Source organism: Parabacteroides sp. AF21-43, assembly GCF_003635435.1.
GTDB classification, from domain to species: domain Bacteria; phylum Bacteroidota; class Bacteroidia; order Bacteroidales; family Tannerellaceae; genus Parabacteroides; species Parabacteroides distasonis.
In genome coordinates, this window is the sequence record NZ_QTMG01000007.1 from 42,057 (window position 1) to 64,834 (window position 22,778).

Consider the following 22,778-nt stretch of genomic DNA (forward strand, 5'->3'; position numbering starts at 1 on the left):
TACATTGGTTGATTTCGTTATGAATGGAATATTTAGTAAATTTGCATCATAGTTCAATGTTGACCTATAGTTGACCTCTGAACTTATATAGAGATAATTAAAGTGTTGATAACAAGGTAGCTTAGTTGAATAGAGCGTCAGATTCCGGTTCTGAAGGTCGTGGGTTTGAGTCCCACCCGGGTCACGAAGGAAAGGAAGTCTCTTTGATTGAAAAATCAAGGGGGCTTTTTTAGTTTAGCCCCGATTATAAACGGATATTTACTGAACTAACCCTAACTTGATTTTGTTTTATAATCAAAAAGACAGAATGATAAGATTAAAAACAGAAGAGTATGTCAGTAATTTACAAATTTCTTTTTCCAATGAAGCCGGATGGAACGGCTATTTCATTACTATTGTTGGCGCTTCGTTTGCTTTTCGGTGGATTACTATTATCTCATGGGATGCAAAAGTGGACAAATTTCGATAGTATGTCGGCCTCATTTCCTGATCCGTTAGGTGTAGGGCATTCAATATCTTTGGGCCTTGCGATATTTGGGGAGCTTGCTTGTTCCATCGGTTTTATATTCGGGGCCCTTTATCGGCTTGCGATGATCCCCATGATTTTTACCATGGGAATGGCTTTTTTCGTCATCCATGGGAATGACCCATTTTCTTTGAAAGAGTTAGCATTCATTTATTTGGTGGTTTTTATCCTGATGTATATAACGGGACCCGGAAAATTCTCGTTAGATCGTCTGATAGCTGTTCCTCTGTCTCGAAAGCAGAAGTAAGCGTGAATGTGCGGTTGAGGATAAATAAAAAAGTCTGTTAATCATTAGATTAACAGACTCTATTTTCTGTGGGCGTTGACGGATTCGAACCGCCGACCCTCTGCTTGTAAGGCAGATGCTCTGAACCAGCTGAGCTAAACGCCCGAAGATCTTTCGGTGAAATAATAAATTTAAAGGTGGGCGTTGACGGATTCGAACCGCCGACCCTCTGCTTGTAAGGCAGATGCTCTGAACCAGCTGAGCTAAACGCCCGAAAATCTTTCGGTGAAATAATAAATTTAAAGGTGGGCGTTGACGGATTCGAACCGCCGACCCTCTGCTTGTAAGGCAGATGCTCTGAACCAGCTGAGCTAAACGCCCGAAAATCTTTCGGTGAAATAATAAATTTAAAGGTGGGCGTTGACGGATTCGAACCGCCGACCCTCTGCTTGTAAGGCAGATGCTCTGAACCAGCTGAGCTAAACGCCCGAAAATCTTTCGGTGAAATAATAAATTTAAAGGTGGGCGTTGACGGATTCGAACCGCCGACCCTCTGCTTGTAAGGCAGATGCTCTGAACCAGCTGAGCTAAACGCCCGAAAATCTTTCGGTGAAATAATAAATTTAAAGGTGGGCGTTGACGGATTCGAACCGCCGACCCTCTGCTTGTAAGGCAGATGCTCTGAACCAGCTGAGCTAAACGCCCGAAAATCTTTCGGTGAAATAATAAATTTAAAGGTGGGCGTTGACGGATTCGAACCGCCGACCCTCTGCTTGTAAGGCAGATGCTCTGAACCAGCTGAGCTAAACGCCCTTTAAACTTATTTTTCGTTCGCTTTATCTCTCTAAAGCGCTGCAAAGATACGGCTTTTTTTATTACCACCAAACTTTTTGACGAAAAAATGTGGATGAATATGAATTTTGTTTGGATGTGGCTACGTAAGTGTCTGATGGTCCTAAAAACGGGGCATTTAGTTAAAAATAACGATTGCTTACCTTATTATTCAATGGAAAAGACTTAACTTTGCGACTCTATATTAATAATGTATATGGTATTATCGACACTGACTGCTATTTCGCCCGTGGATGGGCGATACAGGAATAAGGCTGAGAATCTGGCGGCTTATTTTTCAGAATACGCACTTATCAAGTATAGGGTGCGAGTTGAGATCGAGTATTTTATTACTCTATCTGAGTTTCTTCCGCAATTAAGCGAGTTAAATGCGGCGGAAGTAAAAAAGGGGCTCCGGAAGATTTATCAGGAGTTTACGGAGGAGGACGCTTTACGAGTGAAGGAGATCGAGAGCGTGACAAACCACGATGTGAAAGCGGTGGAGTACTTTATTAAGGAAAAAACAAATCATTTCCTTGCGGAGAAATACCACGAGTTTATTCATTTTGGATTGACTTCTCAGGATATTAATAACACATCTGTGCCTTTATCGATCAAGGACGCTTTGCAAGAGGTGTATTATCCGGGTTTGGAAGAGGTGATCGGCGCCTTGAAAAAATACGCCGAGGAATGGATGGATATCCCGATGTTGGCTAAGACACATGGGCAACCGGCATCTCCGACTCGTTTGGGTAAGGAGGTGATGGTCTTTGTTTACCGTTTGGAGCAACAGTTGGCATTGTTAAAGGCCGTTCCTATCTCCGCTAAATTCGGTGGTGCTACAGGAAACTTCAATGCGCATCATGTAGCGTATCCGGAATATGATTGGAGGGCATTCGGTAATAAGTTCGTTAGTGAGGTGTTAGGCTTGAAACGTGAGGAGTGGACTACCCAGATCTCTAATTATGATAATCTGGCAGCGATCTTCGATGGCTTGAAGCGTATCAATACGATCTTGATCGACTTGAATCGTGACTTCTGGCAATATATCTCCATGGAGTATTTCAAGCAAAAGATCAAGGCGGGTGAGATCGGTTCGTCTGCTATGCCACATAAGGTGAACCCGATTGATTTCGAGAACGCTGAGGGTAATCTAGGGATCGCTAACGCTATTTTAGAGCATTTGGCTACGAAATTGCCGGTATCTCGTTTACAAAGAGACTTGACGGATTCTACCGTGTTGAGAAATGTAGGCGTGCCTTTGGCACATATAGAAATTGCCTTCAAGAGCTTAACAAAAGGCTTGGGTAAATTGTTATTGAACGAGAGCGCCCTAAGTAGGGATTTGAATAATTGCTGGGCTGTGGTAGCCGAGGGTATCCAGACGGTCTTACGCCGTGAGGGTTATCCGAAGCCTTACGAGGCATTAAAAGCTTTGACACGTACGAACCAGACTGTTACGGAGCAATCTATCAAGGAATTTATCGAAACCTTGAATGTTAGCGACCGGATTAAAGATGAATTAAGGGCTATAACGCCTCATAATTATACAGGAATTTAGTGATAATACAGGTAGCCGTGAGGCTACCAAGTTTTTAACCATTGTTTAATTTATAACAAATGAGTACAGAAGAAAGAGATGAATCTCAACCGCGTCCAAAAAAAGTGATACCAAGTATCAGACGGGAAAACACAGACCAAGAAGGTGAAAGAAGACCTTACAATCAGGGTTATAATAAACCTGAGGGTAGCTATGAACGTAGACCGTATCGGTCTTATGGAGAAAATAACCGTCCTTCATACGGGGATCGTCCGAGCCGTCCGCGTTCTTACGATAATAACCGTGAAGGCGGGTATGGCAACAACCGTGAGGGGGGCTATGGTAATAGTCGTCCATCTTATGGCAACAATCGCGAAGGTGGGTATGGAAATAATCGCCCGTCTTATGGCAACAACCGTGAAGGTGGCTACAACAGCGGCCGCTCGTCTTATGGAAATAACCGCCCGTCATATGGGAATGGAGGAGGGCAATACAATCGTCCGTCTCGTCCTAATTATGATGGACCGGCAAAGGCTTATTCCGCTAGTCCTTCCGGAGAGGGAATGTCTGCGGATGGTATGAAGAAAAGAAGACCTAGAGTAGGTGATACCCGGGTTGATTACAATGATTCACGTTCAAGCGGCGGGGACGGTTACGCACCCAGACGTTCGTATGGTAACGATAACTCTTATGGCGGTAATCGTCAAGGGGGTGGTGGATATGGAAATAATCGCCGTCCTTCTTACAATAATAATCGCCGTCCCGGTGGAGGAGGTGGCTTCCAAAGATCGCAGGGATACAACGTTCGTCCGAAACAGATCAAGTATAAGGAAGTCTTGGCGGATCCAAACGAACCGATTCGTTTGAACAAATTCTTATCTAACGCTGGTGTTTGTTCTCGTCGTGAGGCTGATGAGTTTATCCAGAAAGGAGCTGTTAAGGTAAACGATGTCGTGGTAACGGAATTGGGTACTAAGATTACTCGTCAAGATGTTGTTACATTTAACGAGAAGCCGGTTCAGATCGAGAGCAAAGTATATATTGTATTAAACAAGCCGAAGAATTGCGTAACGACTTCTGATGATCCTCAAGAACGCCTGACGGTAATGGATTTGGTGAAGAACGCCTGCCAAGAACGTATTTATCCGGTAGGCCGTTTGGACCGAAATACGACAGGAGTCTTGTTGTTGACGAACGATGGTGATTTAGCTTCTAAATTGACTCACCCATCTTTCAAGAAGAAGAAGATCTACCATGTGTGGTTGGATAAGAACGTGGCTATCGAGGATATGGAGAAAATCGCCAACGGCCTTGAGCTTGAGGATGGAGAGATCCATGCGGACGCTATCAGCTATGCTAGCGAGGACGATAAGAGCCAAGTGGGTATAGAGATCCATTCCGGCCGTAACCGTATCGTGCGCCGTATTTTCGAATCGTTGGGATATCATGTGACGAAATTGGATCGTGTTTATTTCGCCGGTTTGACTAAGAAGAACTTAGGCCGCGGTAAATGGCGTTACTTAAATGAAAGGGAAGTGAACGCTCTTAGGATGGGAGCTTTCGAATAACAAAAAACGATACAGATGGAAACAATTAAACGAACAAAAATTGTAGACGTGCTGAAAAGCGACGCTTTCGGTACTACCGTGAATGTGAAAGGATGGGTACGTACCCGCCGTGGTAGCAAACAGGTGAATTTTATCGCCTTGAATGACGGTTCTACAATTAATAATGTTCAGATCGTTGTGGATGTAGATAAATTGGGTGATGAGTTCTTGAAACCGATTACCACGGGAGCTAGTATCAGCGTAAATGGTATCTTGACACAATCCCAAGGTAAGGGGCAAAATGTGGAGATACAGGCTACCGAGATTGAGATCTTCGGTACGGCTGATCCAGCTACTTATCCATTGCAGAAAAAAGGACACTCCATGGAGTTTTTGCGTGAGATCGCTCATTTGCGTCCTCGTACGAATACATTTGGAGCGGTATTCCGTATTCGTCATAATATGGCTTACGCTATCCATAAGTTTTTCCATGATAGAGGCTTTTTCTATTTCCATACGCCGATCATCACGGCTTCCGACTGTGAGGGTGCCGGACAGATGTTCCAAGTTACTACCAAGAATTTGTACGACTTGAAAAAGGATGAGAACGGCTCTATCATTTATGAGGACGACTTCTTCGGCAAGCAGGCTAGCTTGACGGTTTCCGGACAGTTGGAGGGAGAGTTGGCTGCTACAGCCTTGGGACAGATTTATACGTTTGGCCCTACGTTCCGTGCGGAGAACTCAAATACGCCTCGTCATTTGGCGGAATTCTGGATGATTGAGCCGGAAGTCGCTTTTAATGATATCACGGACAATATGGAGTTGGCCGAGGAGTTCATTAAATATTGCGTACAATGGGCGTTGGATAACTGTATGGAGGATATCAAGTTCTTGAACGATATGTTCGATAAGGAATTGATCGCTCGTCTGGAAGGGGTCTTGAAAGACTCATTCGTTCGCTTGCCGTACACTGAAGGAATCAAGATATTGGAAGAGGCTGTCGCTAAAGGACATAAATTTGAGTTCCCTGTTTATTGGGGTGTAGATTTGGCTTCCGAGCACGAACGTTTCTTAGTGGAGGATCACTTCAAACGTCCTGTAATTTTAACGGATTACCCGAAAGAGATCAAGGCTTTTTATATGAAGCAAAACGAGGATGGAAAGACGGTACGTGCGATGGACGTATTATTCCCGAAGATCGGAGAGATCATCGGCGGTTCCGAGCGTGAGGCTGACTATGATAAGCTAATGAGTCGTATTGACGAATTGGGCATCCCGATGAAGGATATGTGGTGGTACTTAGATACTCGCCGTTTTGGTACGGTGCCTCACTCTGGTTTCGGTTTGGGCTTTGAGCGTCTTTTGTTGTTCGTTACGGGTATGGGAAATATCCGTGACGTGATACCTTTCCCGCGTACACCGAATAACGCTGAGTTCTAATAGCGCTTAGTGATCATGATAAAAAGGGTTCGTAACCGGTTTCAACCGGATTACGGACCCTTTTCTTATATAGCTTCCTTTGTTTAATCGTCGTCCAGATCAATAGGAATTTGCCTTTTGAATGCCTCCTTAAAGGATATAAGCGATTCGGTGCGAGCCAAGCCCAATGGTTGAAGCTTGTTGTGGATGATGCTTAGCAAATGCTGGTTGTTCTTTGCGTATATTTTTATAAACAGGTCGTATTGCCCCGTTGTATAATGGCATTCCACGACTTCCGGTATCTGCAACAGCGCTTCGGTAACGCTTGGAAATTGTCCGGGAGACTTTAGGAATAACCCCATATATGCGCAAGTTTCATACCCAACTTTTGTGTTATCCACGATGAATTCTGAACCTTTGATAACCCCTAAATTAGTCAGCTTTTGTATGCGTTGATGAATAGCCGCTCCGGATACGTTACATTCCCTCGCTACTTCCAAAAATGGCATACGCGCATTGCCGATGATTAGTTTAAGTATCTTCTCGTCCAGTTCATCTAGTTGATGATGTGCCATATATTCAGTATATTTGTATTACTGTTAGATTATATCTTTCATATTTAATACAAATATAATGATAATCTTATAATCACCTAAAGATTATGGTAGATTATTTTGATTTTGTAAGCATTCTTTATTCAATTATTAAGTATTTTTTTTATGAGCGAAGATCATGTAATAATTAGTAAGCCTGTCCGGGAGATAGCCGATCCTTTATTGGATCTAGTAGAGAAAACATATACTAGTTCTTTCCCCGAGGAAGAGCGTCGTGATTTCTCTTTGGTACGTAAGCTTTTGGAGGAAGATAGCCGTTTCGAGATGTATGCCTTGCTACGGGATGGTATTTATGTGGGTTTCATTACGGGATGGCAATTTGAGGGCTTTGTTTATGCGGAGCATTTCGCAATCGACGAGTCCGCTCGTAACGGAGGAATCGGAGCAAAAGCAATGACAAGTTTTTTAGCTCTCCACGAAGATCCGGTTGTCTTAGAGGTAGAGATGCCGACAGAGGAGATGAGTAAACGTAGAATCGGTTTTTATGAACGTCTGGGGTTTGTCTTGGATCACCATGTATATTTCCAACCTCCCTATCGTAAGGGAGAGGCATTTTTAGAAATGCGTTTGATGACTCATGGGGAGCTTGATCTGGAGCGATCTTTTGAGCGAGTTAAGACCATTATTCACCAAAACGTTTATGGAGTGGAATAAAAAAGGGGCGGGAAATAAATCCCGCCCCTTTTTATAATGCTATATCTGAATAATTATTACTCTACACGTTGTGCTGCGGAATAACTAATCTTCAATGCGTATGCCTCACGAAGAGCCTGCTTGATATCGGTGATCGTTCCCATCTTGGTCTCTTTATCAGCCTTAATAGAAACTGTCATAAACGGCTGGTCCTCTTCTTTCATACTGGACTTTTCTTGTGCGATATAATCCTGAATTTCCGAAGTCTCTGCAAAAGCGTCATTCAACTGGATACGAGTCTCAGAACCCATCTTCGCTCTCAAATCTCTAGTCGGCTTACCTACATAGATAAATGTAACCAAAGATTTCTTCTCCAATTTTTGAAGCTCTGTAGCTTGTGGAGCATGGAACTCTACTTTCAATGTTACCTCACGCATAGATGTTACCATCATGATGAAGAACAAGAAAGCGAACACCAAGTCAGGTAATGATGATGTATTCAATTCGGGCATTTCACGACCGCCCGCTTTACTAAACTTTCCCATTACTTTTTACCTCCATAATTTTTAGGTTCAGCTTCTGATATCTTTTGCGGATAAATCTGCTGTACAGCTTTTTGTTGTTCTTCGTCCAAATCAGCGAAATTCTTCCCGAATTTTTCCTTAGAAACCTTATTTCTCAATTCGTTATAAGCAGCCGCGATTTCATTCTGCACATCGATATAAGCTTGGTATTCGGTACCACGGTCATTCTGTAAAGAAATTACGTGGTTCTTCGTTACCATCATCTTTCCGAAGAATGGAACATCAGCCTCAACACGTTCAGGCTTATGTTCGTCATTGTAAGGATTATCAATGAACTCTTTGATTCTTTCTTTCAATTGCTTGATATCGACAAATTGATCACCACAGAGAATCTGGTTATTACTGTTGATCAATACAACCAACAAGTTTCTCTTTTTGATGTCAACATCGGTATCGTTCTTCTGATCTTTAGGTACAGGGGGCGGCAAACGTCTTGCCAAACCTTTATCTGTATCCATTGATGTAGTAATAAGGAAGAAGATAAGCAACATGAAAGCGATATCGGCCGAAGAAGAACCATTGATACCCGGTGTCTTTCTTTTCTTACCCATTTCTTTCTTGTTTTATCAGTTCGTTATTACTATTATTTACCCATGATTCTCTTTACAGAACCCCAAACTACACATGCTACGATCAGAACCAAAAGTACGATTGTAGACATGATCCACATGTCTGTGATCTTTAACCAACCCGGAGTATTGTAAACTTGAGAGTCTGCGTTCAAGCCTGCTAAAGGAGTCGCGTCACCCATTGTATAGGTGATGAACAATACGGCTACGAAACAAACTAATACTACCAAAGACATGATAGCTGATTTAGCGTTAGTCTTCAGCAAAGTCAAGAATTGCCAAACCGCAAACAATACTGTACTGATGATTGTCACGAAGAACAATACAGAAGTCCAGTTAATCAATAACCCTGTATAGATGGGTTCTTTCATTTCTGCGGCAGGGTCAACGACTCCACCCGCATAAAACATACCCAGCACAATGATACTGATAATAGAACTTATCAGTAAAGTCCAACTGGATATTTTTCTTATTTTAGTAACTGCCATAATTCGTTATTATTTTTTGAATTTGACGTTGTATTTGATAACCAAGTCAAGCAAAGAGATAGAAGCATCTTCCATCTGGTTCAAAATAGCCTCCAATTTGCTTAACAAATAGTTATAGAATACCTGAAGAATCAGGGCTACGATCAAACCACCTACAGTAGTAATCAAGGCCACTTTCATACCACCTGCTACAACCGTCGGGCTGATATCACCAACTTGCTCGATTTTATCGAACGCCATGATCATACCTACTACAGTACCCAAGAATCCCAAAGACGGAGCCATTGCGATAAACAATGTGATCCAAGACATATTCTTTTCCAAAAGACCGCCTTGAACACCACCGTAAGAAACGATAGATTTCTCTACAACGTCGATACCTTGGTCAATTCTCATCAATCCTTGGTAAGCGATAGAAGCGATAGGGCCTCTTGTGTCGCGAGCGATAGCTTTAGCGCCTTCAACATCACCTTTGTCTAAAGCATCCTCAATACCTTTCAACAGTTTGCTGGAGTTTGTCTCAGCCAAGTTTAAGTAGATAATTCTCTCTAAGCAGAATGCCAAACCGAAAATCAAAGCGATAGCGACCAAACTCATGAAGTCGGCACCACCTTCGATAAACTTTGTCTTTAATGCTTGATACAGACCTCCTTCAATTGCTGGAGCCGCATCCTGTGCGAATGCTACGGTAGAAGTTCCAAGGGCACATAAACCCAAGAATGCTTTTGCAAATAACTTTTTCATTGTGTGTTTAATTTTTAAGATTAATAATTCTCTTATTTGTTTTTATTTTATTGTTAATTAATTCATGGTATTCTCCACTGCGGAGAGAGCGGGATTCGAACCCGCGAAACCCTTTAGGGGTTTACACGCTTTCCAGGCGTGCCTCTTCAACCACTCGAGCATCTCTCCAATTATTCGCCTAGCTTCTTCTAAAACGACCGCAAAATACGAAAAAATTCCCATATGCAATCTTTTCAGTGCACAAATCTATAGTTTTTGCTTGACATATACACAATATCCGCGAAATAAATTTTGACTTCATTCGAAAAAAAGTGTCTATATGGGTTTATTTAGGCTTTTAAACAATTCTAATGTGTTTTTTCGAGTAGCGTTTACGGTTTCCTCTAGCGTGAGGCCGAATGTTTCCGCCACTTTCTCGGCCGTCTTCCATATGTAAGTAGGCTCATTCCGTCTACCTCTGTAGGGGACTGGTGAAAGATAGGGGGCATCTGTTTCCAAGAGTATCTTTTCAAGATCCGTTTGCCGGATGACTTCGGACAGTTTTGAATTTTTAAAGGTGACAACCCCGTTTATCCCGATCTTGAAGGTGGGCAGTTTCTTTATTTCTTCCAGCTCTTCCGTTGTGCCGGTAAAACTATGAAATACGCCCTTAAGTCTTTCCGCTCCGACTTTATGTATGCATTCCAGAACTTCCGGATATGCGTCACGGGTATGGATGGCTACGGGCAGGTTCAGATCGATGCTCCAACGCAGTTGTTCCTCGAAAACGATTTGTTGCTCCTTCAAATAAGTCTTATCCCAATATAGATCGATCCCGATTTCACCGATACCGCAATAAGTACGTTTAGATAGATAGGATTCCGTTTGTTTTAGGATATCGATATAATTGCTATCCACACTGGTCGGATGCAATCCCATCATAGGGAAAGCGAACTCTGGGTATCGATCGCATAAATCGTGCATTCTGTCAATCGTCGTCAGGTCTACGTTTGGCAGAAGCAGGGTGTCGATACCTGAGTCTTTTGCTTTTTGAGCCAGTTCGTCTTGCTCCGGATCGAAATCCTCCAGATATAAATGGCAATGTGTGTCTATTAAGCTCATGGATTAGGATTGTCTATGCATTAAATGATCACAAACCTCTTTTAGGATCGTTAATTTTTCGGGGGCGACTTGTAAAGCGTTTAAGTTCTCTACGGATGCGTCGTAATAGGCTTGGATTTTATTTTCTGTTAATTGTTTTAGCTGCAATTCGTTGTAGATAGAGGTGAATGCCTGTATCTTTTGAGCCGGGTCGAATTCTTTTTTATCCATCCAGCTACGGAGAGCTTCCGCTTGTTCTTTATTGGCCAGTCTGAGAGCGTTGATCAATAAGAATGTTTTCTTGTTGCAAAGGATATCGCCGCCAATGTTTTTCCCGAAAGTGGCGGTGTCACCATATACATCTAGTAAATCATCTTGCAGTTGAAACGCTAGACCAATATTAATACCAAACGCATATAAATGGTCTGCGTCTTTCTGTGAGGCACCTCCGAGTAAGGCACCTGTTTTAAGGGCGCAGGCCAGTAGTACGGCTGTCTTTAGCCGGATCATCTCGATGTATTCTTCCTCGCTTACATCCATGCGAGACTCGAATTCCATGTCGAATTGTTGGCCGCCACATATTTCCGCTGCGGTTTGCGTAAATAAATCCAACACTTGTTTGAGGTGGCCGTGTTCCGTTGATCCGATTAATTGATAAGCCGCTATTAGCATCGCATCTCCGGAAAGAATCGCCGTATTGGCATTCCATACCTTGTGTACGGTAGGTTTGTTCCTTCTTTTATCAGCTTCATCCATCAGGTCGTCGTGCAGCAAGGTGAAGTTATGGAAAACTTCCAGACCTAAAGCGGGCTTGATCGCATTCTCTATACTATTATTATATATATTACATGCCATCAACGTTAACGCCGGACGTATTCTTTTTCCTCCGAGGGACAAGATGTACTCTATCGGCTCGTATAAGCTCTTGGGAGGATTGGTGAATTGTAGTTGAGAGATCTCGCTTTTTATTCTTTGAAGTATATTCTCGAATGCTAACATAGCTGTATCAATTAATGGAGTTATGAAATAAAAAAAGGCTGCGAAAATGAAGCAGCCTTTTTGATATGTTTAATGTTATACTATTGCAATCTGAACGTGATAGGCACAGTATACTTAACACGTACTGGTTTACCTCTCTGCTTACCCGGAGTCCATTTAGGCATGGTACCGATCACACGAAGAGCCTCTTTGTCCAATGATGGGTCTACACCACGTAATACCTCAGCGTCTACTACTGATCCGTCTCGGTTAACCACGAATGCGCAGATTACACGACCTTGGATACCGTTTTCCTGTGCGATTACCGGATACTTGATTGATTTAGCGATAAACTTCAGCAATTCTGCGTCTCCACCGGGGAACTTCGGCATTTCTTCTACAACTGTAAAGATCTGTTGTGCGGACTCTTCTTCCTCTTCTACAACTGCGGGGGGAGTATAAACAGCCTCCTGCGCTGAGGTTTGGTCATCCTCTGATGATAAGATATCCTGCTGTTCCAATTCAACGTCATCTTCAACAACGTTCAAAACCTCGGTTACAACTGGTGCTGGAGGTGGTGGAGGTGGAGGAGGCGTATTCTCCGGTCTCGTGATTTCCACTTCTTCCTCAGCGATGATGTCTGCTACACCCTCGCTAGCCTGAACGACCATTACATCGCGGGTACTCCATTCGAAGCCCACGAACAAGACAGCTAAGCCCACTACAAATCCCATAAGGATGCTTAGGGTCTTACCTTTCTCAAGGTCCGCTTTCGGTGATTTTTTAATTTCCATACGTTTATAATAATTATAAGTGTTTTTCACTTCTGCAAAAATACAAATTATTTCATATATCAAACAAAAATGAGAGCGATTATATACCTTTTTGGCATTTTTCCCGTTTCTGTTAATGTGAAATCCGTATTTCTGAGATTTGCGGGTGTAAAGTAAAAACATTTTTCCGAATTAATGTATCTTTGAACGATTTTTTGCATGAAAATATGAGAAATAAACTATTTATACTGATTTTATTCGTTGTTACACTGTCTGTCTCAGCGCAAAACGGGAGCGAGGCGTATACTTTCTTACGTTTTCCGACCTCGACCCGGGCTAACGCCTTGGGTGGGCATACCGTGGCGTTGGTAGAAAGAGATCCTTCACTTATTTTCCATAATCCGGCGTTGCTAGGCGCGGAGATGGATGGGATGATCAACTTGAATTATATGAATTACATCTCGGATATCAACGTAGGGAGTGCCTTGTTCACGAAAGCGCATGGCGAGAAAGGGGCTTGGGGCGTAGGCGCTACGTTTATAAGCTATGGCGATATCCAGGAGGTGTTGCCGGATAATGTCGTGACCGGAGCGAGTCTTTCGGCGAAAGATATCAGCGTAAATGGTTTCTACTCCCGCGACTTGAGCGAGCGTTGGCGGGGTGGATTGTCGTTGAAGTTCTTGTATTCGGGCTTGGCTGATTATACCTCTATCGGTTTATGCGTGGATGCGGGATTGAGTTATTATAATTCGGATAAGGGTTTTTCTTTTGGTTTCGCCTTGAAGAATATCGGCGCGCAACTGAAAGCTTACGAGGATGAGCGACAAAAGATGCCTTGGGATATCCAGATGGGTATCACGCAGAAAATGGCGCATGCCCCGATTCGTTTTTCTTTGACGGCCCAATACTTGAACCGTTGGAAGTTCGATTATATCGATAATACGGATAAAGAGTATGACGGGGATTCTTTCGTTAAGACGTTGGCGAAGCATTTTATCATCGGCGTGGATTTTATCCCGTCCGAGAACTTTTGGGTGGGCGTAGGATTCAATCCGAAGGTCAATATGGATATGAAGTTGAAAGGCGGGGGAAGTTTCTCCGGCTTCTCGGCTGGCGCAGGCGTAAGGATCAAGATGTTTGACGTGGGCTTCTCGCTGGCGAAATATCATCCGTCCGCCATGTCGATGATGATTAGCGTATCTACGACCTTGGCCGATTTTAAGAAGGTGACAGAATAAACCTATACATTAATATATATATGAAGAAAATAGTTATCGCTATAGACGGCCACTCTTCCAGTGGCAAAAGTACCATGGCAAAAGATCTTGCCAAGGAGATCGGATATACGTATATCGATACGGGTGCCATGTATCGGGCCGTGACTTTGTATTGCATCCAGCATGGATTTTTTGAGGGAGAGAAGATTAAGGAGGAAGAGCTGAAGGCTTCTATCCATGATATCGATATTTCATTTCGTTTGAACGCGGAGACCGGCCGGCCAGATACCTATTTGAACGGTGTGAATGTAGAGAAAGAGATCCGTGGCATGGAAGTGGCGGATAAAGTGAGTCCGATAGCCACTCTAGGCTTTGTGCGCCGTGCGTTGGTCGCTAAGCAACAAGAGATGGGGAAGGCGAAAGGCATCGTGATGGATGGCCGTGATATCGGTACGGTCGTATTCCCGGATGCGGAGTTGAAGCTTTTCGTGACGGCCTCGCCGGAGGTACGTGCCAAGCGCCGGGTCGATGAGCTGGAGGCGAAGGGGATCCCCGCTTCTTACGAGGAAGTGCTGGAGAATGTGAAGAAGCGGGATTATATAGATTCAACCCGGGAGGAAAGTCCTTTGAGACAGGCGGATGATGCCTTGGTGCTGGATAATTCCCATATGACCTTGGACGAGCAAAAGGCTTGGTTGCTGGAACAATATCATAAAGCGATCGGTTCATAAACGAGTGCTTGGAGTTTCCTATAAAGAAAACTTTTGTCTCTTCGAATGAAAACTGTAGTTTCGTTACTAGGAAACAAAAGTTTCTCTTAGGGAAAACTCTAGTTTTGTTATGAAGAAACTTTAGTTTCTTGTGATTGAAAATTAAGAAAACTGTAAGTGCTTGTTTGTTAATGATATTATAGATATGATAGAAGTCGAGATAGATAAAGATTCCGGATTCTGCTTTGGGGTTGTTACCGCCATAGAAAGCGCGGAGCGGGAGCTGGGTAATACGGATACGCTGTATTGCCTAGGCGATATCGTTCATAACAGTTTGGAGGTGGAGCGGTTGGAGCATATGGGGCTGCATACGATCGATCATGATGGCCTTTCAAAGTTGAGAGACCGGAAGGTGTTGCTCCGGGCGCATGGCGAGCCACCTTCTACCTATTCTTTAGCGAAGCGAAACAATATCACGATTATAGATGCTACTTGCCCGGTTGTCTTGCGTTTGCAGCGCAAGATCCATAAATGTTATCAAGAGACCCGGGCGAATAACACCCAGTTGGTTATCTATGGAAAGAAAGGCCATGCGGAGGTGAATGGCTTGGTGGGGCAGACGGAAGGTACGGCGATTGTTATCGAGAAAATAGAAGACCTCGATCGTCTGGACTTTACCCGTGCGATCAGTCTGTTTTCCCAAACCACGAAGTCCTTGGATGGATTCAAGGCGGTAGTGGCTGAGATCAAGCAGCGGATGGCGGAAGGGGTGGAGTTTAATTATTACGATACGATTTGCCGTCAGGTGGCGAATCGTCTTCCGAATATAAAAGCGTTCGCCTCCAGCCACGATTGGGTCTATTTTGTGGCCGGTCGTAAAAGTTCCAACGGAAAGATGCTGTTCGAGGAGTGCCGGAAAGCGAACCCGAATACGCTTTTTATTTCCGAGGTATCAGAGATTACCGAGCCTTTGCCCGAGGGCGTGCGCCGGGTCGGGGTTTGCGGCGCTACATCCACTCCCAAGTGGTTGATGGAGGAAGTGGCGGTCCGGATCAAGGAACTGAATGCTTCGGAATGATATTTTGATTAAAATTACGTGAACTTTCCGGGAGAAAGACAGAAGGATAACTAAATATTTACTACTTTTGCCGGAGAACATTAAAATCAATGACGCTATGTCTACAGTAAAGTGTGTTGGTATTTTAACGTCCGGAGGTGATGCCCCGGGAATGAATGCCGCTATTCGTGCGGTAACACGTTCCGCTATTTATAACGGAATGAGAGTGAAAGGTATTTACCGTGGTTACAAAGGGTTGATCCTAGATGAGATTGAAGAGTTTAAGACACAAAATGTCAGTAATATAATTCAGCGCGGTGGAACAATTCTTAAGACCGCCCGTTGCGTGGAGTTCAAGACTCCCGAGGGACGAAAACAGGCCTATGATAAGTTGCAAGAGCATGGGATCGATGCCTTGATCGCTATCGGTGGTGACGGAACGTTGACGGGAGCGCGTATTTTCGCTCAGGAGTTTAATTTCCCGATCGTAGGATTGCCGGGTACGATTGATAATGACTTGTATGGCACGGATACGACGATCGGTTATGATACGGCCTTGAACACGATCATGGAATGCGTGGATAAGATCCGTGATACCGCTACCTCGCATGATCGTCTGTTCTTTGTGGAGGTTATGGGGCGCGATGCGGGTTTCTTGGCGTTGAACGGAGCGATCGCTTCTGGCGCCGAAGCCGCTATTATCCCGGAAATCTCCTTGGAGAAAGACCAATTGGCCGAGATGATCGAGAATGGATTCCGTAAGTCCAAGAACAGTAGTATCGTATTGGTTGCCGAAAGTGAGGTAACCGGTGGCGCTATGGGTGTCGCTGAGCGTGTGAAGAAGGAATATCCGCAGTTCGACGTGCGTGTCTCTATTTTAGGTCACTTGCAGCGTGGTGGTTCTCCTACGGCACAAGACCGGATCTTGGCGACTCGTATGGGTGTGGCCGCGATCGATGCCTTGTTGGATGACCAGCGTAACGTGATGATGGGTATCCAGAACGACCAGATCGTCTATGTACCGTTCTCTAAAGCGATCAAGAATGATAAGCCTATTAACCGGGATTTGTTGAACACGCTCCGTGTTTCTTCAATCTAAATAAGGCATATATTTATACGAATAGGAACCCGGATGTAGCGATTGCGTACATCCGGGTTTTTTATTTGAAGAACCTGATATCATGAAGAAGTATAGCGGCGTGGCCTTGCATGTAATCGTATTTGTCTTTCTGTTTATCTTCTTGAGGATATTCAGTGAGTACCACTTTTATTGTGTCGAGCAGAACCAGTTATTTCAGTTGACTCCCTTTTTTATTATCGATAAGTTGATGCAACCGGGAGGTTTAGCGATGGTTCTTTCCGGTTGTTTGGTGCAGTTCTTCATTCTCCCGAATGTGGGAGCTATGATAACGGCGGCCCTGCTGACAGGCCTAGGGGCCTTGTTCTGGGCGATCTTGAGGCGGATCGATCCGCGAAGCCATGGTATTTTATGGGCTTGGCTTCCTGTCCTATCCTTGTTGTTTGTGCAATGGGATTTTAATTACAGGTTTCAAGGAACGGTAGCCTTCGGTATGATGCTGCTTGCTTTATATCTCGTTTTAGTGATAAGGAATTTCATACCTCGTTTGATAGCAAGTCTGTTTGCCTCCCTGTTACTCTTTGGGTTGGCCGGGCCGGTCTCTTTGTTGTTTGCCTTGTCCATGATGGGATACGAGGCCATGAGCCGGACGCCCCGTTGGTATTATTCTGCGATTTTACTGATGATCGTGTTGATCTTGGGTGGATTATGTGTGCGTTACTCGGTGATCGGAGAATACCGCTTTGTCTTTTTACCGGATAGTTATTATTATTTCCGTTTGGTGCCGGATAAGGTAATTTATTTCTCATGGATCGCTTTCTATGCGGCGCTGGTTGTAACCTGCCTCTGTAAAAACAAGGAATCATGGGCTGGTAAAAAGCGTCTAGCGCTGGGAATCTCCCAATTCATTATCTTAGGGCTTATCTTCTGGAAAGGCTTCGATCTATATGGCGAACAGAAATCATACCGCTTGAAGATGATGGACTATTTTACCCGGACAGAGCAATGGGACCGGATCTTGGTATCATGCAAGGAGCCGACCACTAATCAACTCTATTTATGTTACCAAAATATGGCTTTGGCTCGGAAAGGTATTCTGGCGGATGAGGCGTTTAAGTACACGCAGCACGGGCCTCGTGGATTAATGGTGGCATGGAATAAATCGACTACCATATCCGCCTTGCTGAGTGATGTTTATTTTACGATGGGAAATGTCGCCGCGGCTCAAGAGATGGCTTTCGAAAGTAATATTGGTGCCTTATGTGATGGAAATCCCCGCATGACGCAACGTTTGGTACAAACGAACTTGATTTATGGAGCCTATCCGGTTGCGGAGAAATATATCGCTGTCTTAGAGAATACTTTCTATTATAAGGATTGGGCCAAAGCGCAGCGGAAATTCCTGTATAATGATGAGGCGGTCGAGACAGATCCTCTATTGGGGAATATGCGCAGGAACCTGCTAGCTGAGAATCATCTGATCCAGATGGATGGATTCGACACGGACTTGATTCGCTTGGCGGAGCAGAATCCTTCCAATAAAGCCGCTTTCCACTATGCCGGCGTATTCTATCTTTTAGCAAAAGATGTGACGCGCTTTAAGACGTTGGTGGAAACCTATTACGGAACGGATTTACTCCCTTCTTTACCGGTCTCTTTTCAAGAGGCGGTCATCATCCTATCGGAGAAAGATCCGGATTACTGGAAACGTTTCGGTGTCTCGGAATCTATCGTAGGGCGATTCACCGATTATAAGAGGCAAGTGCTCGCTGGGCGGAATAATAGTAATGCGCTGCCCGGTTTGATGTATCGCTCTTATGGCGATACGTATTGGTATTATTATATGTTTAAATAGGAGATGAGAAAAATGTATATAATAAGATGTATATGTCTGTGGATGATTCTGGGCTTGATGGCTTGTTCCGGTCCGGTACGTATACAGAAGAATCTGGAAGTCAAGCCGGAGATCTTTCCGGATTATGCGGATGTGACAATCCCGCCGAATATAGCTCCCTTGAATTTTAAGCTGAAAGACGCTTGCGCTGAGGCCCGTGCCATTCTCGAATGTGGCCCGGAGAAATTAGAGATCAAGACCGGGAAAGACGCTTGTTTCGTGATCCCGGCCTCCGGTTGGAAAAGGCTGTTGCGTGCCGCTTCCGGGAATCATCTGAATGTAACCGTACAAGCCTTCGTGAATGATGAATGGATTGCGTATGCCCCCTTCATCATCAAGGTGGCGAAGGAGCCGGTCGATGGTTGGTTGGCTTATCGTTTAATCGAACCGGGCTATGAGTTGTGGAACCGTATGGGTATCTATCAACGTAACTTGGAAAATTATACGGAGAACGCGATCATCGAAAATAAGATGAGCGGCAATAACTGTATGAACTGCCATTCTTTCTGTATGCAGAATCCGGAGAAAATGCTTTTCCATATGCGTGAGACCTACTCTTGTACCTTATTGATCGATGGAGATAGGGTGGAGAAGCTGAATACGAAGACCGATCAGACCCTTTCTCCACTGGTCTATCCTTCTTGGCATCCTTCCGGAAAATATGTCGCTTTCTCTGTGAATAAAACCAAGCAAGCGTTTCATATGAACGATAGGAATCGGGTGGAGGTATTCGACTCGGCTTCGGATGTGGTCGTCTATGATACGCAAAAGCATGAGATCGTGACTTCTCCGCTGCTGTCTTCAGAGGGAGCGTTCGAGACTTTCCCTACATTTTCCCCGGATGGAAATACGCTCTATTTCTGTTCGGCTAAATCCCGTACGATGCCCAAGGAATACGATCAAGTGAGATACGATCTATGCTCTGTCTCATTCGATCCCGCTACACGCCGTTTCGGGACGGTAGTCGATACTTTGTATAAGGCATCGGAGATCGATAAAAGCGTTTCTTTTCCCCGGGTTTCCCCGGATGGAAAGTATTTGCTCTATACCTTGTCCGGTTATGGGAATTTCTCTATTTGGCATAAGGATGCCGATTTGTACATGATTGATTTATCGACTCTGCGAAGTTATCCATTGGAGGCGGCGAATAGCGACGATGTGGAAAGCTATCATTCATGGAGTAGCGATAGCCGTTGGATCGTGTTTAGCAGCCGGCGGATGGATGGTTTGTATACAAGACCGTTTATCGCTTATATCGATGAGAAAGGACAGGCTTGCAAACCTTTCCTGTTACCCCAGAAGGATACGGATTTTTATTTTCGCTTTATGAAATCCTACAATATACCTGAATTCATCACAGGAGAGGTAAAGAGACAAGGACGCACGTTGGCCGTGAAAGCGAAAGAAGATAAAGGAATTGATGTAAGGTTCAAGTGAAAAAGAGTGTCGCATGATCCGATCGTGCGACATTCTTATACTTTTATTTCGTAGCGATATGATCCAAGAATAGATCAATCATTCGTTTGGCTGCCACGAAAGAGCTGATCTCGTTGTTCAAGACTTGCTTCTCTGTTTGTTCCAGCATGCCTTCTACCGCTGGGTTATGGTAGAACTTATCCCGCAACGTGTCGTTGATGCTTTCGTACATCCAGTATTTAGCTTGCTCGTTACGTTTATAGTTGAAGTAGCCATTCTTTTTGGTGAACTCCATATACTCTCCGACCATATCCCATATTTCCTTGATACCTATGTTGTAATAACCGGAATAAGTCAATACTTTCGGGAACCAACCTGATTCCGAAGGTGGGAAAAGATGCAAAGCGTTCCGGAACTGAGCGGCGGCGAGATTCGCCTTATCGATATTGTCTCCATCCGCTTTATTGATAATAATACCGTCCGCCATTTCCATGATACCTCGCTTGATACCCTGCAATTCATCGCCGGTACCGGCAAGTTGGATCAATAGAAAGAAGTCCACCATAGAATGTACGGCCGTCTCGCTTTGTCCAACACCCACGGTCTCTACGAATACGGTGTCGAAACCGGCGGCCTCGCATAATACGATCGTCTCACGGGTCTTACGGGCGACCCCCCCTAAGGAGCCTGCGGATGGTGAAGGACGGATAAAGGCGTTTTTCTCTCTCGACAAGGCCTCCATACGAGTCTTATCTCCTAGGATACTACCTTTCGAGCGTTCGCTACTCGGGTCGATCGCTAGTACGGCAAGCTTACGCCCTTGGTTGATCAAGTGCATGCCGAAAGAGTCGATAGAGGTACTCTTTCCCGCTCCGGGAACACCCGTAATACCGATACGGACCGATTTTCCGGCGAAAGGCAAACATTTCTCGATAATCTCCTGCGCCACCTGCTGGTGCTCATGCTTAGAGCTTTCCACCAAGGTAACCGCTTGACTGAGTATCGTGATATTCCCTTTTAAGATACCTTCCACGAATTCGGAAGGCGTATATACCTTGCGTTGGGCACGCTTTTTTATATAAGGATTTACGGTAGGGACATCCGCAATGCCCTTATTCACTTTCAATCCCTTGTACTGATCATCGTTTTCTGGATGTTCCATATTAATAATTCATTATTTATATGCGGTGACCTTGATCAAGCGAATAGGCCCGTTCGGGTCGTTGCATACGACATTAATAAGTGCTTCAAGTTTTGTCTTTATCTCTTTCGGTCGCAAGGTTACTTTGAAAGTAGCGGTCGCTCCCGGTTTAAGTTCTTTCTTGCCGCCGGACAAATCGACACGCTCATCATCACAAGTGACGCTGTAGATCGTGAGCGGAGTCTTTCCGGCATTCGTAATCTCAAATGTACCCGATACCTTACCACCGATCAACGGAACGATGTTTTTCTTGTTCGGTAGCTTGCCGAATTCCAGTAAAGTGCCGGATAATTCCGCTATTGGGGCTTGGGCTTTATCCGCAGCGGATAGTTTGCTGAAATTATCGATCACGTTGGCGGAGATCTGGATATCTCCGGATACTTCCTTCTTTCCGGCGTTCTGTACCATGACCGGCAAAAGCGTAGAGACTCGTCCTTTTCGCTTCAAGACCTTGGCATCCATAAGGATCGTAATGGCACCGACCTCGTCCGGTTGAAGGGTAGCCGGGTTCACCTGTACGTTGAGATAGTGAGGTACTTTACCCAGATGAATCGTAGCCGAGGTCTTTCCCTCGTTCTTAATGTTGATCTTCTCGCCCAACGTTTCCTCCGGACGGATACTGCTGAATAGAACAGTCTTCGTATGCAGCTTCAGATCACCGATAGAATAAGGATACGTAAAGACCGGCTGCGAAGGTTTCGGGGTGACATTTCCTTTAATGGCTAGGCTGTAACTCCCTTTCTTTCCATTGCTGAATATCGATACGGTTTTATAAAACGGGCCGGGGCGTCCTTTCGGATTATACGTTATCTTAACTTCACCGGTCTTACCGGGAGCGATCGGCGACTTGGTCCATTCCGGCCGTGTACAACCGCATGACGCGGTAACACGGGTGATGACCAAAGGGGCGTCTCCCGTATTCTTTATCGTGAAAGTATGACTGGCGAATCCATCGGCCTCGGCTATTGTCCCGAAATTATAAGTCAACTCGTCCGACAAGATTTGGGCGCCTTGTTGTGCCCAAGCTGTCGTTATAGATATAATTGCTGTAAGAGCAAGGATCAACCTTTTTATATTCAGCATTCCAATTGGGGGTTTTTTACGTATTTCTTATTCAACCTCTCCCCGGATGTTCATGATGAAGCTTCCGGTTTTCCCGTTACTGTATACGGAAATGGTCTTCGTGAAAGGACCCGGACGTCCTGCCGGATCGAAAGTAACCTTGATCTGGGCTTTCTTACCCGGAGCTACCGGTTCTTTCGGCCATTCCGGGGTCGTACATCCGCAAGACGCGATTACACGTGTAATGACCAGAGGCATATCGCCCGTATTGGATACTTCAAACGTATGGGATACTTTTCCGTCTGCTTCCTTGATGGTACCAAAATCGAAACTGGTTGTTTCCGCGGAAATAACTGCTTTCTTCTGAGCTGAAGCCATTCCTGTCGCTAACAGGATCGCCATGAAAATAAAAACTATTTGTTTCATCTTATCGTTTAGTTTTAATTCGAATTACAAAGATAGTCATTTCAATTGAAAGTTGAGAATTGAAAATTGAAAATTAGAGGAAGATAACGCTTCTTGCGATGCCCATTCTTACCTTCTTACGGTGCCCATTCTAACCTCCTTATACTGGGCATTGTAAGGAGG

22 protein-coding genes and 8 tRNA genes are annotated in these 22,778 nt (G+C 44.5%); 11 read left to right on the forward strand and 19 right to left on the reverse strand.

From position 1 onward, the window contains the following. Nucleotides 1–332 precede the first annotated feature (332 nt). On the forward strand, nucleotides 333–773 hold the full coding sequence (locus DWX84_RS07050) for a DoxX family protein (protein WP_005867918.1): 441 nt from the start codon (nucleotides 333–335) through the stop codon (nucleotides 771–773). 69 nt (nucleotides 774–842) lie between these two features. Here the strand turns inward: DWX84_RS07050 and DWX84_RS07055 are convergent. From DWX84_RS07055 to DWX84_RS07085, 7 genes are all read right to left on the reverse strand, one after another. Further along, nucleotides 843–917, reverse strand: a tRNA-Val gene (locus DWX84_RS07055). A gap of 33 nt (nucleotides 918–950) precedes the next feature. Then, a tRNA-Val gene (locus tag DWX84_RS07060) sits at nucleotides 951–1,025 on the reverse strand. Between the two features lie 33 nt (nucleotides 1,026–1,058). Beyond that, nucleotides 1,059–1,133 (reverse strand) — tRNA-Val (locus tag DWX84_RS07065). Between the two features lie 33 nt (nucleotides 1,134–1,166). Next, nucleotides 1,167–1,241: transfer RNA gene (locus DWX84_RS07070), tRNA-Val, on the reverse strand. 33 nt (nucleotides 1,242–1,274) lie between these two features. Next, nucleotides 1,275–1,349, reverse strand: a tRNA-Val gene (locus DWX84_RS07075). Nucleotides 1,350–1,382: 33 nt separating this feature from the next. After that, nucleotides 1,383–1,457: transfer RNA gene (locus tag DWX84_RS07080), tRNA-Val, on the reverse strand. A gap of 33 nt (nucleotides 1,458–1,490) precedes the next feature. Further along, nucleotides 1,491–1,565 (reverse strand) — tRNA-Val (locus tag DWX84_RS07085). Between the two features lie 235 nt (nucleotides 1,566–1,800). Between DWX84_RS07085 and purB the strand changes: the two genes are divergently transcribed. From purB to asnS, 3 genes are read left to right on the forward strand one after another with little or no spacing between them, the layout of a single operon-like run. After that, complete coding sequence (purB, locus tag DWX84_RS07090; protein WP_005867921.1) at nucleotides 1,801–3,144, forward strand: adenylosuccinate lyase; 1,344 nt, start codon at nucleotides 1,801–1,803, stop codon at nucleotides 3,142–3,144. Nucleotides 3,145–3,203: 59 nt separating this feature from the next. Next, entirely contained in the window at nucleotides 3,204–4,691 is a 1,488-nt protein-coding gene (locus DWX84_RS07095) for a pseudouridine synthase (protein ID WP_048928149.1), read from the forward strand. A 15-nt stretch (nucleotides 4,692–4,706) separates the two neighbouring features. Further along, complete coding sequence (gene asnS, locus DWX84_RS07100) at nucleotides 4,707–6,113, forward strand: asparagine--tRNA ligase (RefSeq protein WP_008772638.1); 1,407 nt, start codon at nucleotides 4,707–4,709, stop codon at nucleotides 6,111–6,113. Between the two features lie 83 nt (nucleotides 6,114–6,196). Here asnS and DWX84_RS07105 read toward each other — a convergent pair whose 3' ends face one another. Then, a complete protein-coding gene (locus tag DWX84_RS07105) occupies nucleotides 6,197–6,667 on the reverse strand; it encodes an Lrp/AsnC family transcriptional regulator (RefSeq protein WP_005858930.1) in 471 nt (156 codons plus the stop codon). A gap of 144 nt (nucleotides 6,668–6,811) precedes the next feature. Here DWX84_RS07105 and DWX84_RS07110 point away from each other — a divergent pair, with 144 nt between their 5' ends. Then, entirely contained in the window at nucleotides 6,812–7,360 is a 549-nt protein-coding gene (locus tag DWX84_RS07110; protein ID WP_048928150.1) for a GNAT family N-acetyltransferase, read from the forward strand. 56 nt (nucleotides 7,361–7,416) lie between these two features. Here the strand turns inward: DWX84_RS07110 and DWX84_RS07115 are convergent, their stop codons facing one another. The 8 genes from DWX84_RS07115 to DWX84_RS07150 form a co-directional block, all read right to left on the reverse strand. Next, nucleotides 7,417–7,884, reverse strand: coding sequence for a biopolymer transporter ExbD (locus DWX84_RS07115; protein WP_005867927.1), 468 nt, complete (start codon nucleotides 7,882–7,884; stop codon nucleotides 7,417–7,419). Beyond that, nucleotides 7,884–8,474, reverse strand: a complete 591-nt coding sequence (locus DWX84_RS07120; RefSeq protein ID WP_005858924.1) for a biopolymer transporter ExbD — start codon at nucleotides 8,472–8,474, stop codon at nucleotides 7,884–7,886. Before DWX84_RS07120 ends, DWX84_RS07115 begins: the two co-directional genes overlap by 1 nt. A gap of 32 nt (nucleotides 8,475–8,506) precedes the next feature. Beyond that, on the reverse strand, nucleotides 8,507–8,980 hold the full coding sequence (locus DWX84_RS07125) for a hypothetical protein (RefSeq protein ID WP_005867928.1): 474 nt from the start codon (nucleotides 8,978–8,980) through the stop codon (nucleotides 8,507–8,509). A 9-nt stretch (nucleotides 8,981–8,989) separates the two neighbouring features. Continuing rightward, nucleotides 8,990–9,724 (reverse strand): MotA/TolQ/ExbB proton channel family protein, encoded by a 735-nt coding sequence (locus DWX84_RS07130; RefSeq protein WP_122377456.1) that lies wholly within the window; start codon nucleotides 9,722–9,724, stop codon nucleotides 8,990–8,992. A gap of 80 nt (nucleotides 9,725–9,804) precedes the next feature. After that, nucleotides 9,805–9,892 (reverse strand) — tRNA-Ser (locus tag DWX84_RS07135). 147 nt (nucleotides 9,893–10,039) lie between these two features. Then, nucleotides 10,040–10,825 carry a TatD family hydrolase gene (locus DWX84_RS07140; protein ID WP_048928151.1) on the reverse strand — a complete coding sequence of 262 codons (786 nt, stop codon included), beginning with the start codon at nucleotides 10,823–10,825 and terminating at the stop codon, nucleotides 10,040–10,042. A gap of 3 nt (nucleotides 10,826–10,828) precedes the next feature. Next, nucleotides 10,829–11,803, reverse strand: a complete 975-nt coding sequence (locus DWX84_RS07145) for a polyprenyl synthetase family protein (RefSeq protein WP_005867931.1) — start codon at nucleotides 11,801–11,803, stop codon at nucleotides 10,829–10,831. Nucleotides 11,804–11,883: 80 nt separating this feature from the next. After that, nucleotides 11,884–12,576 (reverse strand): energy transducer TonB, encoded by a 693-nt coding sequence (locus DWX84_RS07150; RefSeq protein ID WP_048928203.1) that lies wholly within the window; start codon nucleotides 12,574–12,576, stop codon nucleotides 11,884–11,886. Between the two features lie 206 nt (nucleotides 12,577–12,782). Between DWX84_RS07150 and porQ the strand changes: the two genes are divergently transcribed. The 6 genes from porQ to DWX84_RS07180 all read left to right on the forward strand — a co-directional run bounded on the left by porQ (nucleotide 12,783) and on the right by DWX84_RS07180 (nucleotide 19,948). Continuing rightward, nucleotides 12,783–13,793, forward strand: coding sequence for a type IX secretion system protein PorQ (gene porQ / locus DWX84_RS07155; protein WP_008772632.1), 1,011 nt, complete (start codon nucleotides 12,783–12,785; stop codon nucleotides 13,791–13,793). A 20-nt stretch (nucleotides 13,794–13,813) separates the two neighbouring features. Then, nucleotides 13,814–14,503: a (d)CMP kinase gene (cmk, locus tag DWX84_RS07160; RefSeq protein ID WP_057327887.1), complete on the forward strand. Its 690-nt coding sequence runs from the start codon at nucleotides 13,814–13,816 to the stop codon at nucleotides 14,501–14,503. A 184-nt stretch (nucleotides 14,504–14,687) separates the two neighbouring features. Beyond that, nucleotides 14,688–15,560 (forward strand): 4-hydroxy-3-methylbut-2-enyl diphosphate reductase, encoded by an 873-nt coding sequence (locus tag DWX84_RS07165; RefSeq protein ID WP_005867938.1) that lies wholly within the window; start codon nucleotides 14,688–14,690, stop codon nucleotides 15,558–15,560. Between the two features lie 97 nt (nucleotides 15,561–15,657). Further along, a complete protein-coding gene (gene pfkA / locus DWX84_RS07170) occupies nucleotides 15,658–16,638 on the forward strand; it encodes a 6-phosphofructokinase (RefSeq protein ID WP_005858904.1) in 981 nt (326 codons plus the stop codon). Nucleotides 16,639–16,720: 82 nt separating this feature from the next. After that, nucleotides 16,721–18,472: a DUF6057 family protein gene (locus DWX84_RS07175; protein ID WP_121961243.1), complete on the forward strand. Its 1,752-nt coding sequence runs from the start codon at nucleotides 16,721–16,723 to the stop codon at nucleotides 18,470–18,472. A 3-nt stretch (nucleotides 18,473–18,475) separates the two neighbouring features. Beyond that, nucleotides 18,476–19,948, forward strand: coding sequence for a PD40 domain-containing protein (locus tag DWX84_RS07180; protein WP_121961244.1), 1,473 nt, complete (start codon nucleotides 18,476–18,478; stop codon nucleotides 19,946–19,948). A gap of 43 nt (nucleotides 19,949–19,991) precedes the next feature. On the opposite strand, the gene meaB is transcribed toward DWX84_RS07180, so the two are convergent. From meaB to DWX84_RS07195, 3 genes are read right to left on the reverse strand one after another with little or no spacing between them, the layout of a single operon-like run. Further along, a complete protein-coding gene (meaB, locus tag DWX84_RS07185) occupies nucleotides 19,992–21,089 on the reverse strand; it encodes a methylmalonyl Co-A mutase-associated GTPase MeaB (protein WP_005867941.1) in 1,098 nt (365 codons plus the stop codon). A 12-nt stretch (nucleotides 21,090–21,101) separates the two neighbouring features. Continuing rightward, complete coding sequence (locus DWX84_RS07190) at nucleotides 21,102–22,211, reverse strand: DUF1573 domain-containing protein (protein ID WP_048928155.1); 1,110 nt, start codon at nucleotides 22,209–22,211, stop codon at nucleotides 21,102–21,104. A 27-nt stretch (nucleotides 22,212–22,238) separates the two neighbouring features. Beyond that, the gene (locus DWX84_RS07195; RefSeq protein ID WP_005858893.1) at nucleotides 22,239–22,616 is read right to left on the reverse strand and encodes a DUF1573 domain-containing protein; all 378 of its coding nucleotides are present in this window, start codon (nucleotides 22,614–22,616) and stop codon (nucleotides 22,239–22,241) included. Between the last annotated feature and the right edge of the window lie 162 nt (nucleotides 22,617–22,778).

What these genes read in the sequence shown, in the direction of transcription:
- DWX84_RS07050 (WP_005867918.1), top strand. Translation starts at nt 333, where the DNA reads ATGTCAGTAATTTACAAATTTCTTTTTCCAATGAAGCCGGATGGAACG.
- purB (WP_005867921.1), top strand. Translation starts at nt 1,801, where the DNA reads ATGGTATTATCGACACTGACTGCTATTTCGCCCGTGGATGGGCGATAC.
- DWX84_RS07095 (WP_048928149.1), top strand. Translation starts at nt 3,204, where the DNA reads ATGAGTACAGAAGAAAGAGATGAATCTCAACCGCGTCCAAAAAAAGTG.
- asnS (WP_008772638.1), top strand. Translation starts at nt 4,707, where the DNA reads ATGGAAACAATTAAACGAACAAAAATTGTAGACGTGCTGAAAAGCGAC.
- DWX84_RS07105 (WP_005858930.1), bottom strand. Translation starts at nt 6,667, where the DNA reads ATGGCACATCATCAACTAGATGAACTGGACGAGAAGATACTTAAACTA.
- DWX84_RS07110 (WP_048928150.1), top strand. Translation starts at nt 6,812, where the DNA reads ATGAGCGAAGATCATGTAATAATTAGTAAGCCTGTCCGGGAGATAGCC.
- DWX84_RS07115 (WP_005867927.1), bottom strand. Translation starts at nt 7,884, where the DNA reads ATGGGAAAGTTTAGTAAAGCGGGCGGTCGTGAAATGCCCGAATTGAAT.
- DWX84_RS07120 (WP_005858924.1), bottom strand. Translation starts at nt 8,474, where the DNA reads ATGGGTAAGAAAAGAAAGACACCGGGTATCAATGGTTCTTCTTCGGCC.
- DWX84_RS07125 (WP_005867928.1), bottom strand. Translation starts at nt 8,980, where the DNA reads ATGGCAGTTACTAAAATAAGAAAAATATCCAGTTGGACTTTACTGATA.
- DWX84_RS07130 (WP_122377456.1), bottom strand. Translation starts at nt 9,724, where the DNA reads ATGAAAAAGTTATTTGCAAAAGCATTCTTGGGTTTATGTGCCCTTGGA.
- DWX84_RS07140 (WP_048928151.1), bottom strand. Translation starts at nt 10,825, where the DNA reads ATGAGCTTAATAGACACACATTGCCATTTATATCTGGAGGATTTCGAT.
- DWX84_RS07145 (WP_005867931.1), bottom strand. Translation starts at nt 11,803, where the DNA reads ATGTTAGCATTCGAGAATATACTTCAAAGAATAAAAAGCGAGATCTCT.
- DWX84_RS07150 (WP_048928203.1), bottom strand. Translation starts at nt 12,576, where the DNA reads ATGGAAATTAAAAAATCACCGAAAGCGGACCTTGAGAAAGGTAAGACC.
- porQ (WP_008772632.1), top strand. Translation starts at nt 12,783, where the DNA reads ATGAGAAATAAACTATTTATACTGATTTTATTCGTTGTTACACTGTCT.
- cmk (WP_057327887.1), top strand. Translation starts at nt 13,814, where the DNA reads ATGAAGAAAATAGTTATCGCTATAGACGGCCACTCTTCCAGTGGCAAA.
- DWX84_RS07165 (WP_005867938.1), top strand. Translation starts at nt 14,688, where the DNA reads ATGATAGAAGTCGAGATAGATAAAGATTCCGGATTCTGCTTTGGGGTT.
- pfkA (WP_005858904.1), top strand. Translation starts at nt 15,658, where the DNA reads ATGTCTACAGTAAAGTGTGTTGGTATTTTAACGTCCGGAGGTGATGCC.
- DWX84_RS07175 (WP_121961243.1), top strand. Translation starts at nt 16,721, where the DNA reads ATGAAGAAGTATAGCGGCGTGGCCTTGCATGTAATCGTATTTGTCTTT.
- DWX84_RS07180 (WP_121961244.1), top strand. Translation starts at nt 18,476, where the DNA reads ATGAGAAAAATGTATATAATAAGATGTATATGTCTGTGGATGATTCTG.
- meaB (WP_005867941.1), bottom strand. Translation starts at nt 21,089, where the DNA reads ATGGAACATCCAGAAAACGATGATCAGTACAAGGGATTGAAAGTGAAT.
- DWX84_RS07190 (WP_048928155.1), bottom strand. Translation starts at nt 22,211, where the DNA reads ATGCTGAATATAAAAAGGTTGATCCTTGCTCTTACAGCAATTATATCT.
- DWX84_RS07195 (WP_005858893.1), bottom strand. Translation starts at nt 22,616, where the DNA reads ATGAAACAAATAGTTTTTATTTTCATGGCGATCCTGTTAGCGACAGGA.